The sequence below is a fragment of the Puia dinghuensis genome (genome assembly GCF_014642875.1).
Taxonomy (GTDB): domain Bacteria; phylum Bacteroidota; class Bacteroidia; order Chitinophagales; family Chitinophagaceae; genus Puia; species Puia dinghuensis.
This window is the reverse complement of sequence record NZ_BMJC01000006.1, coordinates 120,503-138,848: the sequence shown is the minus strand read 5'-3', so window position 1 is coordinate 138,848 and position 18,346 is coordinate 120,503. Positions and strand designations below refer to the sequence as shown.

Sequence of the window (18,346 nt, the reverse complement as noted above, 5' to 3'; positions counted from 1 at the left end):
AGATATAAATGAATTTCTTGCCTCCATACCGGTTAGAGACCGCAGCAATGACCCTCTGTTCTATTGTTTACGGCTTCTGGAGAGCGAAAAAAGCGCTATGAATATGCCCCCTTTTCGAAGGGGGTTTTATTATTTGGGATTACTTACCGACGTATCGAGCACGAAGATATCCTACGACAATATACATGTGAACGATCTCAATTCGCTTATTGTATTCCAATCCCCGGGACTGATCTCCAGTTTTTACAGGAACAGGTCGCACGGCTACCTCATCTACTTTAAAGATCAATGCTTCTCTTATTACAAACCTTCCATCGACAAAGAGTTTCCCTTTTTCAATAGCCAACAGACCGATTTTTACAGGATCTCGGATACGCAGTACAAAGAAATGGTTCCCCAGTTTGAGGAAGTTTTCTCGGCGTATGAACAATCAAAAGACCATAAGGTAGCAAGCCTGAAGCTATTGGCTCTTCTTCATCAGCTTACAGCGTTTTCCCTGTTCAGCACCCTGCAACAGGAGAGACTTGCCACGCCGCAACAGGTGCTGTTAAAAAAATACCTCTCTCTTGTTAATACCCACTACCTGGAAAAGCGGCGGGTGGAGGACTATGCAGCCATGCTTTTTGTCACTCCCAACCATCTTTCCCAGTCGATCAAATCGGTTGCAGGAAGGAATGCCCTTTCCTACATTAATGAACGAATATCGGCAGAAGCCAAGTCGTTGATCTCCTACACCGATCTCAGCATTGCAGAGATTGCCTATAAGCTGGATTTCTCGGATCCGGCAAATTTTGGAAAATTCTTTAAAAAAAATGCCGTGATAACGCCATTGGAATTCAGAGGAAGGAGATAGGCTACACCGGCGCCAAAAAAGCCCCTGCTACAGCTCAAGCCCACTCGTCCTGCTCTTCCGGTACGCCGACGGGATACAATGAAATTCCGACTTGAAATACTGGGTAAAATACTTGGGATTATTAAACCCTACCGTATACGCTATCTCCGCCACTGTCAGCTGACTCTTCTCGAGCAGCTCGGCCGCCCGCTGCAGGCGGATATGCCTGATCAGCTCAACCGGCGTCTTGCCCGTGAGCAGCAGCACACGCTTATAGAAGGTACTCCGGCTGGCATGGAACTGCTGGCATAGGTCGCCCACGGAGAAGTCGGGATTCGCCATATTCTTTTCGATATGCTCCAACACCTCGCGCAGGAACACATCATCCGCTGAAGGCATCTCCACATGCGTTGCTCCAGCCTGCACCTGCCGCTGGTAGGTCTTCTTCACCGTCTCGTTGTACTCTACGATGTTGCGCATTTTCGACAGCAACACCTCGAAATTGAAAGGCTTGGTGATATAATCCGCGGCCCCCGTCTGCAATCCCTGCAGGACACCCGACTCCCCGGCCATCGCCGTCAGCAGGATGACGGGTATCTGCCGCGTACGGTCATCGGTTCTGATCTTACGGCAAAGCTGGATCCCATCCATATGCGGCATGCTGATATCGCTCACCACGAGCTGCGGATGCGCCGACAACACCTTCCGCCAGCCCTCCTTCCCATCGGAAGCCTCGACGATATTATAATAGGTGCGAAGGTTGTCTTTCAGGTAAAAGCGGAAGTCCTCGTTGTCTTCCACGATGAGGATGGTCGGAGCACCAGGCGGTGCGGAAGGTACCTCATCCTCGGGCAACAGCGTTTCCTCCGGCTCGGGCATCGGCGTCGGCAGCCCGGCCGCCTTTATCACTTTCAATGGCAGCACCACCGTAAAACACGAACCCTTATTCACCTCACTCTCCACCGACAGCCGCCCATGGTGCATCCGGACGAATTCCTGGGTGATCGAAAGCCCGATGCCGCTGCCCTGGTTGATAAGGGTCTCCGGTATTTCGTTCTGGAAGAAACGTTCGAATATCTTTTCCTGTTTGTCTGGCTCGATGCCGATGCCGGTGTCCCGGATGGCAATGGAAAGCAGCGCCTCCTCGTCGTTCTTCCGCTCGACTGCCAGGTCTACCCGCACCGATCCATTCTCGGGTGTGAACTTGAAGGCATTCGACAGGAGATTGAAGAGGATGCGCTCCAGTTTGTCGTGATCAAACCGCGTCACCAGCGGGGGAGAATTCCTATCATCATAGACAAACGAGATGTTCTTTTTCTCTGCCAGGTCGACAAAGGAGTTGGCGGTCTCCCGCACGAAGCGCACGATATCCCCTTCGCGCAGGTGCAGTTTCAGCTCGTTCACTTCCATCTTCCGGAAGTCGAGCAATTGGTTGACAAGATGCAGCAACCGCTTGGCATTCCGTCTGATCATCTCGTACTGCCGCCGCGGGTCCACCGGCGACGCAGGGGTAAGCAGTTTCTCGACAGGCGCAAGGATAAGCGAAAGCGGGGTCCGCAGCTCATGGCTCATGTTGGTAAAAAAACGAATTTTCATCATATCCATCTCATGCATCCGCCGCGTCTCCTGCCGCTCGTTCTCCAGCGCAAACCGCGCCCTGGCCCGCTGTAGCACCATCCGCCGCGCCAGCAGCAGGCTGGCTACCAGCAGGAGGGAATAGACCACATAGGCCAGCGGCGTCTTCCAGAAGGGCGGCAGCACGGTGATCTTCAGCGTCGCCTGCCGGTCGTACCATTCCCCATCCGCATCCGAAGCCTTTACTTTGAAAAGGTATTCCCCCGCGTCGAGGTTGGTATAGGTGGCCTTGCGTATCTTCCCATCCGTGATAAGCCAGTTGTGGTTAAAACCTTCGAGCATATAGGCATACCGGTTGGTCGCATTGGGGATATAGTCCAGCGAAGCGAATTCGATGGAGAACACATTCTCCTTCCACCGGAGGGTGATATCACCTGATTCGCCAAGCGTCTTTTGCAGGATGACATGACCGTTCATCGTGTCGCCCGCATGTATGCTCTTGTCGAAGACATCCAGCCCCGTAAAAAGGATGGGCGGCGTCTTCCTTTCCGGCTGGATGGACTCGGGCCGGAAAAGGTTGAACCCGTTGGGGCCGCCAAACAACAAAAAACCATCCTTCGTCGCGAGCCCAGCCCGTTCGTTGAACTCCCTGCCCTGCAGGCCATCCTGCTCATGGAAGTTGCGGCAACGGATGGCCAGTCCGGCCCGGTTGCTGCCTTCCGCGACGGTGATCCGCGAAAGCCCGTTGGTCGTGCTGATCCACAGGCGATGGAGACTGTCTTCGGCGATATACCGCAGCGTATTGTCGGGCAGTCCGTCTTCCATGCTAAAGGACTGGAAGGTCTTCTTATCCGGGTTCAGCACATCGAGCCCTTCGCGCGTTGCCGCCCAAAGCCGTTGCTTGCTGTCCAGAAAAAGGACAGTAACATTATTGCTGCTGAGCCGGCTGGGTTCGGGTATATAATGCCGGATGGCCCCCGTATTCCGTTCGATAAATTCCACCCCATACCCCGTACCTACCCAGACATTGCCCCCCTTATCCGTAATGATGGTGCTGATATAATCGTTGGAGATGGAATTGGGTATCGAGGCCCTGTAGTGGAAGAACCGGTGGGTATGCCGGTCGTACCGGTCGAGTCCGCCGGCAAGGGTTCCCACCCAGATGTTGCGGTCGAGGTCTTCGCAAAGACACATGATGCGGTCGTCGGCAATACTGGAAGGGTCCGCATCGAGATGCCGGTAGTGCATGAATCGGTGACCGTCAAAACAATCCAGCCCCCCGAAATAGGTGCCGATCCACAATTTGCCCTCCTTATCCAGCAGGAGGCTTACTATGATGTTGCTGCAAAGGCTGTTGGGGTCGTGTGGGTCGTGTACCCACTGCCGGAAGCTGTTCTTTTTTCGGTCGAAATACATCAGCCCGCCCCCGTTGCCGCCAATCCAGACATTCCCCGCGGCATCCTCCGCAAAACTGTTGATGTCGTCAGCGGGCAGCGAACCGGCCTTCCCGGGTTCGTGGCGATATTGGGGGAATTGCAGCTCACTTTGGTGATAATAGCTGAGGCCGCTCTTGAAGGTTCCCAGCCATACCGTACCCATGTTGTCCCGGAAAAGGGAGGTGATACTGTTCGAGGCGATGCTCTTGGCGTCGTCCTCGACATGGCTGATGACCCGCACGGAGAAATTGTGCTTATCGACGATATTGACACCCCCATGGTCCGTCGCCAGCCAGATGAGGCCATTCCGGTCTTGCATGGCGGAAAACACTATATTGCTGCTGAGGGTCTTCGTACCCGCATCTAGCGCCAGGTGTTTCCATTCTCCCGTCGGCGGATGATAATAATAAGCGCCCTTAAAAGCCCCGTTGGAGAAGAACCAGAGGTCATTCTGGCGGTCGATGAACAGGCTGCAGGGGATGCGCTCACTCCCGAACTCCTTTTGTAACGCGGTGCTCCGGTAGGTGATCTTCCCCAGCCGGCCGTCTATCTTTTCCAGTAACCCGTCCTGGTGGATGACCCAGCAATCCCCGTTGGCATCCTCCCGGGCCGAGGCGAGACTGGCGCCACCCGGTTGAAACGCCACGATCTTCCCATCCGGAAGATAATGGTACAGCCCGCTGTCCTTATATATAAACCAATACCCCCGCTGCGACGGCGCAATCGTCACCAGCATATACTGCGGTAACCCCAGTCCCCGCAAATACCCCGCAAAATCGACGTCAAACCGATCAAGATCAGCATCATATATGTTAAATCGTCCCGTCCGGGATTCGACCCACATCCTGCCCCCCGGCCCTTCAAACACCTGTTCTATATAATTGTCGATGATGGAATGAGGGTCCCGGGGATCATGCCGGTATTGCCTGAACTGGTAACCGTCATACCGGTTGAGCCCGGAAACCGTACCAAACCACATAAACCCCCGGCTATCTTTATAAATACCCGTAATATGATTATTGGACAGCCCGGAAGTGACGTTGAGATGGGAAAACAGGTAATCCTGGGGTTGCGCCCCGAGGCCGCCCGACAGCAAGCAGCAGAAGATACAAAAGAGGAAAAGCTGGGCCTTTTTGGGTCTCATATGAAGTAGTGTCACAAGAAAGCTGAAGCAGTAGTCCAGGTTCTATTACAAATATAGCCAATACGAAGGGACTCCACCCGGTGGCGCCCGGCTATTTTCGACAAAAAACCCCCCGGATTGAACATTTGTACCCCCTTTTTGATCGAAACCATACCCCTGGCTCCCTGGGTTTTCTACTAGTTTTACCCCGAAATGTAAACCGATTGCATCACTGCTTAAGTGCACTATTGCTTGAAGTATGAAAAAATTGAGAAAACCCAAACTAGCGGCTTTCACGGGACTGCTTGCCGCCTTACTGCTCTTTGCCCACCCTCTTTTTGCCCAACCTTCGGGCGCTCATGTCATCACCGGTAAGATCACATCCCAGACCTCTGGCGACGCCGTCGGCGGGGCCACCATTACGGTGAAGGGAACCAAAAATGCCGTTCAGGCGGATGAGAAAGGGCAATTTTCCATTATGGCTGCTCCAGGCGAGCATTTGATAATCAGTAATATAGGCTTTCTGCAAAAGGAGGTGGTCGTGGCAAGTGCAACGGTCATCGACGTCACCCTGCGGCAGGACTATAACAATCTCAACGACGTCGTGGTCGTGGGATATGGTAAGATGAAGAAGACCGACCTCAGCAGCAGCCAGGTCACGGTCAGTGCAGAGGAATTGAACCGCACGGTCAATACCACCATCGAACAGGCGCTGCAAGGCAAGGCGGCCAACGTCTACATCGCCTCCAGCAATGCCCAGCCCGGCTCTGCCCCGAGCGTTATCATCCGGGGTATCAGCTCTTTAAGCCAGGGTACCCAGCCGCTGTATGTCATTGATGGGGTGCAGATAAAGCCCGCGGACCCCCAGGGCGGCGAAGCAGGCTCTTACAACGCTCCCAGCTCTTATACGAGTCCCCTTGCCGGTATCAACCCCGATGATATCGAGACGGTCAACGTCCTCCAGGGACCTTCGGCCACCGCCATTTTTGGCGCAGCCGGCGGCGCCGGGGTCATTATGATCACCACTAAACATGGGAAAGCAGGCGACTCGAAGATCACCTTCAACAGCATGCTGACCCAGCAAGACCTGCCGAAGTTCGCTCCGGTGATGAACCTGCCGCAGTACGCTACCTTCCGTAATGCGCTGTCAGCAGCCGGCGGCGCCAATACGGAAACGGATTTCCTCGATCCCTCTGTCCTCGGCCCCGGGTCCAACTGGCAAGGCGCCCTGTTCCGCAGAACGCTGCAACAGAAATACAATCTTGCGCTCAGCGGCGGAAGTGACAAGACTACCTACTATCTCTCCGGGGATTATTTCAACCAGGACGGCGTCGCCATCGGCTCCGGTTTCACCCGCGGTTCGGTGCGCCTCAACCTGGAGAACAACGCCCGCAAATGGCTGAAGGTCGGCACCAACATCAGCGCCAATCTCACCAAGGAAAGGATTGTCACCTTGAATAACTCCCTCATCGAAACCGCTGTTGACATCAGCCCGGCTATTCCCATCAAGCTGCCCAACGGCGACTGGGGCGGTCCTGCTCCCGGTACCCCCTACGCCAACAACTTCGTCAACCCCATCGCTCTTGCGACGATAAATACCAACTATAATAAGGGTTTTGGCGGCCTGGGCGGGGTCTATGCCGACGTGATGCCTATAAAAGGCCTGGTCTGGCATACGGAAGCCAACGGGACATACAACTACAACACCAACTACCAGTTCAATCCCTCCTATACCTTCGGTATCACGGTGAAGAACACTATCACCGCTTCCCAACAGGTGAGCTCCAACTACTGGTACAACCTGCACACCCGCTTGCAATACGATACCAAAATTGGCCTGCACGGCATCTCGGCGATGTTCGGGCATGAAGCCTCCGTCAATGGCTACGAGACCCTTTCCGGCTTTAAGGACGGCTTCGTCAACAATACCGTTCAGACGCTGAATGCCGGCGCATCCGATCTCACCCAGAGCAACAGCAGCACCAAGGGCTCTTCCTCCAAGGAATCCTACTTCGGCCGCCTGGTATACATCTTTAATAACAAATACATCCTTCAGGGCACCAACCGCTGGGATGGTTCCTCCAACTTCGGGGCCAACAAACGCTGGGGGGTGTTCCCTTCGGTATCCGCCGCCTGGAAGATCTCCGAAGAGCCGTTCATGAAGAATATCCCCAACCTGGATGACTTGAAGTTGCGGGCGGAATACGGCTTGTCGGGCAATGCCGGCAGCAGCGGAACAGCTCAATACGCCGTGCTGAGCAGCTATCCCACAGCCTTCGGCACGGGATTCCTGCCTTCCAATATTCCCAATCCCAACCTGCAATGGGAAGTGGACAAGCAGACCAACGTCGGCTTCGATCTGCACATGTTCAACAGCCGCCTGGAGGTCATCGCCGACGCCTATATCAAGAACATCACCAAGCTGCTCACCTATTCTTCCTATCTCCAGATATATGGTGGCGGTACGAGCCAGGGCGGACTCACCTGGCCCGAGACCAATGTGGGTAGCATGCGCAACAAGGGCTTCGGCGTAACGGTCAACACCGTCAACTATACCAGCCGTAACTTCATGTGGAAGACGGGGATCAATTTCTCGCTTGACAGGAACAAGGTCACCCAGCTGTCCAATCCCATCAACGCTATCTACATCTCCAATACCAATAGCCAGCAGGCGCAGTTCCTCACCAAGGTGGGCCAGCCGGTAGGTATGATCACCGGTTACATTGCGGAAGGGCTTTTCCAGAACTACAAGGACATCGTCGGCCACGCCAACCAGACCTCAAACCCCAATGTTGTCGTCGACCCCAACACCGGCACATGGGTAGGGGACATCAAATTCAAGGATGTCGGCGGGTATGGCGTCATCGACCAGCGGGACCGCGTAGTCATCGGCAACCCCTGGCCGAAATACACCTTTGGTTTCAACAACTTCGTCAGCTATAAGGGTTTCGATCTCAATATCTTCATCATAGGCTCCGTAGGCAATGACATCGTCAACCTGCAACGGTACCTCAACACGCTGCCCGGCAGCAAGGGAGCATTTGAGAACTACTATGCTTCGGTGATCAATTTCGCCCGGCCTACCAGCTACAACGCATCCGATGCGCTGACGGTGACCCTCCAGAACCCGAACACCAATGTACCCCGGGTATATACCAGCACGGCTAACGGCAACGAACGGCTCACCCAATGGAATGTGGAAAGCGGAACCTATGTACGCGTGAAGAACGTATCCCTCTCCTACAATTTCCCGGCAAAATGGGTAAGTCATGTCGCCATGCGGGGATTGCGGGTAGGGGTCAACGTACAGAACCTGCTCACCATTACGAAATACAAGGGTTACGATCCTGAGGTTGGTCCGTTCAATTACTGGAATAGCGGCAACCCCATCATCATCAATGGCCTCGACAACGGCCGCTATCCCAACGTACGGATGTACACTGCCAACATCGTCGCTGATTTTTAATTCATACTAAAAGCTTGTTGATAATATGAAACAGATCGTAAGATATTCCCTCATCATAGCGGCAATGGCCCTCGGCCAGAGCTGTAAAAAGGATTTCCTCAACCGTCCCCCCAAGGATGCTACCACTTCGGCCAACTTCTATACCACCGATGCGGAGGTGATGGCCGGCACGGCGCCCCTTTATGGCATCGTCTGGTTCGACTACAATGACAAGGCCTTCCTCAGTTTTGGTGAAGCGCACGGCGGCAACCTCAACTGCGACGACGCCGACCGTAAAGGCTACATCTCCTTCTCCGTCCCGCAGACGGATGATATCCTGCCCACGGGTTATGAGGCCTTCTGGAAAGTGGTAGCCCAGAGCAATCTTGTCATGGCCAATATTGCCAACGCCAAGACCACCGCTGACGCCACTACGAAACAGATGGGCATCGCCGAGTGCCGGTTTATGCGCGGCCTGTCCTATATGTACCTCGTCAGCAACTGGGGACCGGTGCCCATCGTTTATAACAACACCACCCAACTGACGGACTCCACCATCAAGCCCAACGACCTGCCCAGCGTCTGGAAACTCATCATCATGGATCTTGCCTATGCGGCAAACCACCTGCCTACGACGCCTTTCCAGCAGGGCCGCCTTACCAAATGGTCGGCCGAAGGGATGTTGGCAAAGGCCTATCTCTACCGCAGCGGTCTCAACCAGTCCGAAGGCTCCCGGACACAATCCGATCTCGACAGCTCCAAGTATTATGCGGCCGATGTCATCAACAACAGCGGGGCAAGCCTGCTGCCGAGCTACTACAACCTCTTCACCCATGCTTATAACAGCACGGCCTTTGCTAACCCCAACCCGGAGAACCTGTTCTCCCTGCTTTGGATGCCTGCTTCCTCGCCCTGGGGGATCAACAACTCCTTCCAGGCCTATGTAGCCTTCGAATCCAGCATCACCCAGACGGGCGATGGCTGGGGCGGCGCCTTCGGGGCATCGTCCAGCATTCTGCAATACTATATGGCCCATCCCGAGGATTCCATTCGCCGGAAGGCCACCTTTATGCTGCCCGGTGACAAATATCCCGAACTGAATGCGGCCAATGGCGGTACCGCCGTCCCGGCAGGTAATTTCAACACCGGCGGCAATGACCATGCCTACGTAAAGAAATATGTCATCGGTTCTCCTGCTGACAACAATGGCGGAACGACTATGGCAGCTTATGAGAATACCTATATGCTGCGGCTGGCGGAAGTATATCTCAACTATGCCGAAGCTATTCTCGGCAACTCTGCTTCCACTTCCGATGCCACCGCGCTGCAATATTTCAATGCGGTGCGCACGCGCGCCGGCGTCGCTCCCCTTGCTTCCATCGCCTTCAGCGATATCTTCCAGGAAAGGAAGATCGAATTTGCCTTTGAAGGCATGGAGTGGTATGACTGGGTACACTGGTATTATTTCGCCCCGGCCAAGGCCCTGGCGTATTTCAGCAGCCAGAACAGGGGCCATTATAACATCATCTACAATGGTCCGCACAACTATACCGTCACCTATGCCGGCACCACCTACCCGATGACGGCCGGTACGGTATACCTGCCCTGGCCGGAGACCGAACTCGAGCTGAACCCGAACCTCAACGGAGCCCCGGTACCATTCGACTTTAGCAAATTGCCCAACTATTGATCATCCTAACGGTAAAAGATAAAATATGCAAACGATCGCTTCTCCCATTTGTAAACGGACGCTCTTCTTCCTGCTTATCCTGGCCGGCCTGGTGCAGGTGGCCTGTAAGAAAAGCAGCTCTGGCGCCCCGGTTATCACCCATGTAAGAGCCATAAACCCTGGTGAAAAGGATAGTTTCTTCGTAAAGGCTTATCCCGGCACGCTCATCGTCATCCAGGGTTCGAATTTCGATGATCTGCAGGCCGTCCTTTTCAATGACGTTTCGGCTACCTTCAACCCGGCGCTGAATTCAAGCACCAATATCGTCGTCACCATCCCCAGCAATGCGCCCACCGCGCCGCCGATGAGCAGCGTTTCCAATACCATCAAGGTGGTGACTGGTCATGGTACGGCCTCTTTCACCTTTACCCTGATCCTCACCCCACCGGTGGTCACATCTGTCAGCAATGAGAATGCTGTTGCAGGGACATCTCTGGTGATCCATGGTTCCAATTTCTACGGTATCTCTAAGATCGTCTTCCCCGGCGGCATTACAGCCTCCAACTATAATGTCGACAGCGCGACCCAGATAACGGTCACCGTTCCGTCCGGCATCACCGCAGGCGATTCCCTGCGGGTATACGGAACATTTGGCGAGGGCAGCTCGCCCTTCGTCTTCGACAACTGGCTGTCGCCGACCACCGGCTTCCTGGCCAACTTCGACGGCACCAGCAACCAGTGGTCACCCCCCTCGGCAAGCGTCAACCCATATTATGGCTGGAGCCAGCAGCAATGGGTGGGGACATACGTGACCAACAACACCACCTTCCCCAACGGCACAGGGTATTGCGTAGAGATCAATCCCGCCAATCCCAAACCGAAAGGGGATGATTCCTGGTGGCAGGACGCTAATTCCATCATCACCAACACTGCTACCTGGACGGCTTCATCCAGTGCGCCGATCGGCAACTATGCCTTGAAGTTCGAGGCCTATGTCAACAACTGGACAGCCGGTTCTATCTGGATCGGCACCACCTGGCCAGGCTGGAGCTATCTCGCCCAATGGGCGCCCTGGAAAACAGCATCCGGTGGAAAATATTCCTCCAACGGCTGGGTCACGGTGACCATCCCGCTGAGCAGCTTCCTTGCGGCTACCAGTAACACTTATACCAGCACCGGCACTGGCGCCTCGAGCATTACTACCCTGCAGGGTAGCGGCGGCGGCATGCTGATGATCATGTATGCCAATGACGGTACTACGACTATCCCCGGTGGTAGTTTCGCCATGGGCCTCGATAACGTTCGCATCGTACCGATACAATAAGGAAATACTATATGCAGCACATGAGAACACTCATCAATGCCGGTCTTGTTACGCTGTCCCTGGGTTGGGCTGCTTGTGGAAAGAGCAGCCACCCTTCCGGCAGCAATGGCAACAACGGCAACACGTCCGTCACCGACTCCATTTACGCCCCCGTCGATCCGTCCACTCCGCCCTCCATCGGTTTGTTTAGCAATAGCTGGCAGGCAAAAAGCTTTAACGTCCCCGCCACGACGGCGGGGACTGCCGCCAGCGGCTCCGTCACCGACAGCCTTACCATCAACGTGAACAAGGTGCTGGTAAAGGTGCCGCCCTATGTCTATGGCAATAACTCCAATCTCTGGATGGGCCAGATCGTCACCCAGCCGGCATTGATGGGGTATCTCAAAGACCTCTCGCCACGTATCATCCGGGCCCCGGCCGGCAGCGTCAGCGATGTGTATTTCTTTAATGATACGACGGCCGCACCTGCTGATGCGCCGGATACCCTGGTCAACGCCGACGGTTCTTATGCGGTGTCGCCTTACTGGTATGGCGGCAACACCGCCTCCTGGACACTTGCGCTGAGCAATTATTATAGCATGCTCGCCCAGACCAGCAGCACCGGTATCATCACCGTCAACTACGGTTATGCGCGTTATGGCACCAGCGCCAACCCTGTGGCTGCCGCGGCGCACCTGGCCGCCAACTGGGTACGCTATGACAACGGCCGCACGAAGTTCTGGGAGATCGGCAACGAAACCTATGGCAGTTGGGAAGCCGGCTATCGCATCGACCAGTCCAAAAACAAGGACGGCCAGCCGCAAATCATCACCGGCGCGTTGTATGGTTCCCACTTCAAGGTGTTTGCCGACAGTATGCGGGCGGCGGCACAGCAGATAGGCGCGACCATCTATCTCGGCGCCAGCCTGTATAGTAGTGCGCCGGCTTCCTGGGATAATACAACCGTCCAGACCTGGAACCAGGGCGTGTTATCACAGGCCGGCAATACCCCGGACTTCTACATTGTTCACAACTACTACACGGCTTATAATACCAATTCATCGGTGTCGGATATTCTCAGCAGCAGCATCCCCGTCACCACGAATATGATGAACTATATCCAGCAACAAGAGTCCGCGGGAGGTGTGACAGCGAAGCCCGTCGCGCTCACCGAATGGAATATCCAGGCGACGGGGTCCAAACAGGACGTTTCCTACATCGCGGGTATCCATGCGGCAAAGACCCTTGGCTCCATCATCAAAAATCAATTCGGCGAAGCCAGCCGCTGGGATCTGGCTAACGGCTGGAACAATGGAGACGACATGGGTATGTTCAATCATGGTGACGAACCCGGCGCGCCGCTGTGGAACCCGCGGCCCGCCTTTTATTACCTATATTATTTTCAGCAGTTCTTCGGCGACAGGATGGTTGCGGATAGTCTGAAGGCGATAAACAGCGATCTCACTACTTATTCCTCGACTTTCTCGTCGGGCCAGGCAGGGACGATCATCGTCAACAGCGGAACCATGAGTCATATCGTGACCATCGATTTCCAGCATTTCCCGGCGGGTAGTAACTATTATTGGTATACCCTCACCGGTGGCACGGACAATGGAAATTTCTCCGGACAGGTATATGTCAATGGTACCGGACCTTCCTCCGCCACGGGCGGACCCTTAACCTATGCCTCACTCAAGGCGAACAGCGCGGCCCTCACGGGGACCATCAGACTGGCTGTTCCTCCGTTGAGCGCCGTCTATCTTGTCGCCGACAAAAAATAGTTCTACGTGGTGCCTCGTCTGCGTTTGTTGCCATTTGAAGGCTTGTACGGTCTTGGGTTGTTCTGCCTCGGCCTTGCGGCCTGTTCCCCTGGTGGTTCCGGTAACGGAGCCACCGGGGCGGGCCCACGTTTCACGCTCTTATCAGCCGCTGAGACCGGCGTGAGTTTCCGCAATACCATCACGGAGAACGACTCTGTCAATCTCTTCACCGACGAATACACCTATATGGGCGGAGGGGTAGGGGTGGGGGATTTCAACCGGGACGGCCTGCCCGATCTCTTCTTCGCCGGCAGCCAGGTCAGTTCCCGCCTCTATCTCAACAAGGGCGGGCTTCGATTTGAAGACATCACGGACAAGGCCGGGACGGCCACCCACGGCTGGTGCACCGGCGTCAGCGTCGTCGACATCAATAATGACGGCTGGCCTGATATCTATGTCTGTGTCGCGGGAAAGGCGCCAGGATCCCAGCGCAGACATCTGCTCTTCATCAACCAGCACAATCTCACTTTTAAGGAGGAAGCGGCAGCCTATGGCCTTGCCGATACTTCCTGGTCGACACAAGCCCTGTTCTTCGACTTCGATCATGATGGCCGGTTGGATATGTATCTGCTCAATCACAAGCTCACCGACGAACGCCCCAACGACCTGCACGAAAAAAGCGCCGACACGGGCAGCCTTGCCGCCGACAAGCTCTATCATAACGAAGGCATCCCTCCTGGCATGGATCATCCCGTATTCCGCGATGTCTCCCGGCAGGCCGGCATTCGTGAAGGCGGCTATGGTCTTGGCGTGGTGGCCGGTGACTTCGACGGCGACGGCTGGCCGGACATTTATGTCGCCAATGACTATCTTGGCAACGATGTCCTTTGGATGAACAACCATGACGGAACGTTCACCAACCGCATCGCCACGGCCACGCGTCATCAAAGCTATTCCAGCATGGGCTGCGACGCCGCGGATTATAACAATGACGGGAATATCGACATCGTCACTCTCGACATGCAGCCTGAGAGCAGCCAGCGTAAGAAGCGGATGTATTCCTTCCTCAACAACCAGCGGCATCATCTCGAGAAGCTGGCCGGCTATGAGCCCGAATATGTACGCAACATGCTCCAGATGAACAACGGCGTCCGCAACCTCGATGGACATCAAGAACCCTTCTTCAGCGAGATCGGTCAGCAGGCGGGTATCTCGGAGACGGACTGGAGCTGGAGCGCACTCTTTGCCGATTTTGACAATGACGGCCGTAAGGACCTTCATATCACCAACGGCATGGGCCGCGACCCGACAAACGCCGACTTCCTCGAATATCGCTACGCGCAGGCACAGCAGCCGGGAGCAGGCGACGAGAACAGCCGCCGTCAACAGCTCATGGACAAACTCTCCCTCCTGGGCAGCGTGCCCCTCTCCAACTATTTATACCGCAACACCGGCGACCTGGAATTTACCGATGTGTCTGCCGCCGCCGGCATCGACAAGAAGTCGGTATCCAACGGGGCCGTATATGTCGATCTCGATAACGACGGCGACCTCGATCTGGTCGTCAATAACATCGATCAGGAAGCATTTGTCCTGCGCAACGACTCGCCGCCGGCGCACTGGCTGACACTGATGCTGCACGGTGACCCGCAAAATCCCGAAGCCATCGGCGCCAGGGCTACGGCCTATAGTTCCCAGGGACAGCAGGTGTTGGAGCTATATCCCGTCCGTGGCTTCGAGTCGAGCGTAGATCCCCGCCTGCATTTTGGCTTCGGCGCGGGCATCCCTGACTCATTATACATTCGATGGCCCGATGGCAGCGCACAGATGATCCGTCATCCGAAGCCGGATACGCTGCTTACCGTTGTCAAACCAGCCGCCTCCGACCCGCTTGCCGCTACGCCCCGTTTGGGCTCCGCCGATCCCGTAACCACGGCCGCCTCCGCCCAGCTCTTCACCGATGTCACGTCCTCCCTCGGCGCGGGTTTCCGCCATCGCGAAAGCTATTTCTTCGACTACGCCTTCCAACCCCTGCTGCCCCAGCAATATTCCCAGGAAGGGCCCTTCATCAGCATTGGGGATGTCAATGGTGACGGGCTGCCCGACTTCTTTGTCGGCGGGGCCTTCAAACAGTCCGGTAAGCTCTTCCTCCAGCAGCCGGATGGCAGCTTCATCGGAAAAGACCTCGTCACCGGCGTCAAGTACGAGGAAGACATGCAAAGCTATTTTTTCGACGCCGACGGCGACAAAGACCTCGATCTGCTCGTCGTCAGCGGCAGCAGCGAGTTCGACCTGCATTCTCCCTATTACCGACCGCGCTTATACCTCAATGATGGTAAAGGTAATTTCCACCTCGACAGCACCGCCTTTCCACCCGATGTGCTGACGGACGGCAAGGCCCTGGCCGTGGCCGACATCGACGGGGATGGCGATATGGATGTCTTCATCGGCGGGCGTGTAGCCCTCGGCTATTATCCCTTGCCGCCGCGAAGCTATATCCTCCGTAACGATCATGGCAAATTCACCGATGTCACCCGCACCGTATGCCCGGCCCTGGAGTCTCCGGGACTGATCAACGCGGCCCTCTTCACCGATCTCGACCGGGATGGCCGGCCCGATCTCATCGTGGCCGGTGACTGGATGCCCGTACGCATATTCCACAACGAAGGGGGAAGGTTGAGGGAGACGACGGACACTGGCATGCAGGAAAGAAGCGGCTGGTGGCGCAGCCTGGCGGTTGCAGATGTCGACGGCGACGGCGACCCGGATATCATTGCCGGCAACATGGGACTCAATAATCCCTTTCATATCAGTATGACACAACCGGCCGAACTCATCGCAAAAGACCTGGACGGCAACGGCATCATCGAACCGATGTTCTGTTATTATATGAAGAATGAAACAGGACGCTACGAACTTTCCGCAGGCATCTCCCGGGACGAATGGGCCCTGCAGATGCCGGCTATCAAAAAACTTTTTCCCGACAACGAAAGTTTCGCAACTTCGACGATGGACAAGCTGTTCCCGGCCGAAAGTATGCGCGACGCGCTGGTCCTGCAATGCCGGGAGACCCGCAGCGGCTGGTTCGAGAACCGGGGCAGCCAGGGTTTCGTCTTCCACCCCTTCCCGGACATCGCCCAGGTGGCGCCCGTATGCGCGCTTGTCGTCGATGATATCGACGGTGATGGGCATCCTGACATCATCCTCGCCGGCAACGAAAGCCAGTTGCAGGTGCACACTGGTAGCGAGGATGCTTCCTATGGCCTGTTGCTGAAAGGTAATGAGCGCGGTGGCTTCAACGCCATATCACCTGCAGCCGGTGGCCTTATTTTGGATGGCGATGTCCGCGATCTGAAATTCATCCGTGTGGACGGCCATGATATCCTGCTTGCCGCCATCAACGACCAGCCTGTAAAGGCGTATCAACTAAAATTGGCTAACCATGATCAAAAATAATGGCATCTTCGTACTTTTATTCCTGTTAACTACCAACCATTCGTATCGATCCGGCTCCGGCCCCGCTTTTAGACCTACCCGCGACTCCGTTCCTGCCGTCCTCACACCCACCAGCGAAACCGCCGCCCCGACCATCGGCTTCTTCCTGGACAGCTGGGCGCCAAAACAATTTATCCGCCCCGCCACTCAACCAGCTCCGGCGCCTGATGCGCCTGCCGCCGCCACTGCACCCGCCGCCCCCGCCGCTGCCTCCACTCTTACGATCTTCGCCGACAGCGTCATCACGCGCATTCCACCCGTCGAGTTCGGCCACAACGCCAACACCTGGATGGGCACCATGACCACGCAGCTGATGCTGATGCTCCATCTCCACAATCTCCGCCCTCATGTCATCCGCTGGCCTGCTGGTAGCGGCAGCGACGCCTATTTCTGGAATTGCGGCCCCGGCGGGCTTCCGGCGGATGTACCGGCGCAACTGGTGAACAAGGATGGTAAGAAGGAGAGCCAGCAATGGTTCTACGGTAAGCCGCATGACGGCTACAGCGCTTCGCTGGACGACTATTATTCCCTGCTGAAGGAGACTGGCAACGAAGGACTCATCACCGTCAACTACGGTTATGCCCGCTATAGCACCGCTCCCGATCCGGTGGCCGCCGCCGCGCACCTTGCCGCTGACTGGGTCCGCTACGACCATGGACGCACGCGTTACTGGGAGGTGGGCAATGAGAACTTCGGGACATGGGAATGTGGTTATCGCATCGATACGGGTGCTAACAAGGATGGACAGCCGAGAATATTGTCCGGGGAATTATACGGGAAGCATTTTTGCGTCATCGCCGACTCCATGCGCAAGGCTGCCGCTGAAACCGGGGCGACTATCTACATCGGCGCCGTCACCGTCGAAGCACCGCCCCATACCTGGGACATGCCCATCACGCGGGACTGGAACAAGGGGATGCTCAGGGCCATCCATGGCCAGGCCGACTATTATGTCGTTCACAATTATTTTACACCTTATAACAAGAATTCTACCGCCGGCGAGATCCTCCACGAAGCTGCCACCGTTCCCGGGCAGATGATGAGCTATGTCGTCCAGTGCCTGGGAGAGAACGGCGCGGCAATAAAGCCCGTGGCCATGGACGAGTGGAACATGTTCGCTACCGGCAGCCGGCAGCAGGTATCCAATACAAGCGGCCTGTTTGCCGTCCTCGTCATGGGTGAAGCGCTACGCAGCAAATTCGGGCTTTGTGCCCGCTGGGATCTGTATAATGGCTGGGCCGACGGCAACGATCATGGGCTCTTCAGTGCGGGCGACGAGCCCGGGGTGATGAGGTGGTCGCCTAGGCCTTCTTTCTTCTATCTCTATTATATGCAACGCTTTCTTGGCGATCGCCTGCTCAACAGCCGGTCGGCCGGTGATACAAGCCTCAGGGCCTATGCATCCAGTTTCTCCTCGGGGGAGATCGGCACGGCCATCGTCAACACTTCGGGAAAACCGGCGGCCCTTGCCATCGACATCCGGCATTTCACACCCGGCAGTCACTTTTACTGGTACAGCCTCACCGGTGAGGGTAACGATGAATTCCCACGGAAGGTGCTCGTCAACGGCCGGACAGCTACCACCGCCGCCGGCGGCCCCGTCGACTATGCCACCCTCCCCGCCTATACCGCCCCTACCAATGGCGGCATCAACATCACCGTCCCGGCGAGGGGCGCGGTGTTTCTTGTGGTGGAGAAGAAATAAGGC

8 protein-coding genes are annotated in these 18,346 nt (G+C 55.9%); 7 read left to right on the top strand and 1 reads right to left on the bottom strand.

From position 1 onward, the window contains the following. Window positions 1-103 precede the first annotated feature (103 nt). The gene (locus IEY39_RS25760; RefSeq protein WP_188937129.1) at window positions 104-853 is read left to right on the top strand and encodes a helix-turn-helix domain-containing protein; all 750 of its coding nucleotides are present in this window, start codon (window positions 104-106) and stop codon (window positions 851-853) included. Window positions 854-880: 27 nt separating this feature from the next. On the opposite strand, the gene IEY39_RS25755 is transcribed toward IEY39_RS25760, so the two are convergent. Further along, window positions 881-4,987 carry a hybrid sensor histidine kinase/response regulator transcription factor gene (locus IEY39_RS25755; RefSeq protein WP_188937127.1) on the bottom strand — a complete coding sequence of 1,369 codons (4,107 nt, stop codon included), beginning with the start codon at window positions 4,985-4,987 and terminating at the stop codon, window positions 881-883. A 238-nt stretch (window positions 4,988-5,225) separates the two neighbouring features. On the opposite strand from IEY39_RS25755, the gene IEY39_RS25750 reads away from it, so the two are divergent. From IEY39_RS25750 to IEY39_RS25725, 6 genes are read left to right on the top strand one after another with little or no spacing between them, the layout of a single operon-like run. Then, window positions 5,226-8,432 (top strand): SusC/RagA family TonB-linked outer membrane protein, encoded by a 3,207-nt coding sequence (locus IEY39_RS25750; protein ID WP_188937125.1) that lies wholly within the window; start codon window positions 5,226-5,228, stop codon window positions 8,430-8,432. A 25-nt stretch (window positions 8,433-8,457) separates the two neighbouring features. Further along, on the top strand, window positions 8,458-10,101 hold the full coding sequence (locus IEY39_RS25745) for a RagB/SusD family nutrient uptake outer membrane protein (RefSeq protein WP_188937123.1): 1,644 nt from the start codon (window positions 8,458-8,460) through the stop codon (window positions 10,099-10,101). A 25-nt stretch (window positions 10,102-10,126) separates the two neighbouring features. Next, complete coding sequence (locus tag IEY39_RS25740) at window positions 10,127-11,404, top strand: glycan-binding surface protein (protein WP_188937121.1); 1,278 nt, start codon at window positions 10,127-10,129, stop codon at window positions 11,402-11,404. A 20-nt stretch (window positions 11,405-11,424) separates the two neighbouring features. Beyond that, complete coding sequence (locus IEY39_RS25735) at window positions 11,425-13,164, top strand: alpha-L-arabinofuranosidase (RefSeq protein ID WP_188937120.1); 1,740 nt, start codon at window positions 11,425-11,427, stop codon at window positions 13,162-13,164. Window positions 13,165-13,170: 6 nt separating this feature from the next. Next, window positions 13,171-16,599, top strand: coding sequence for a VCBS repeat-containing protein (locus IEY39_RS25730; protein ID WP_188937118.1), 3,429 nt, complete (start codon window positions 13,171-13,173; stop codon window positions 16,597-16,599). Next, window positions 16,586-18,343, top strand: coding sequence for an alpha-L-arabinofuranosidase (locus IEY39_RS25725; protein ID WP_188937116.1), 1,758 nt, complete (start codon window positions 16,586-16,588; stop codon window positions 18,341-18,343). The genes IEY39_RS25730 and IEY39_RS25725 overlap by 14 nt, the downstream gene beginning before the upstream one ends. Window positions 18,344-18,346 lie beyond the last annotated feature (3 nt).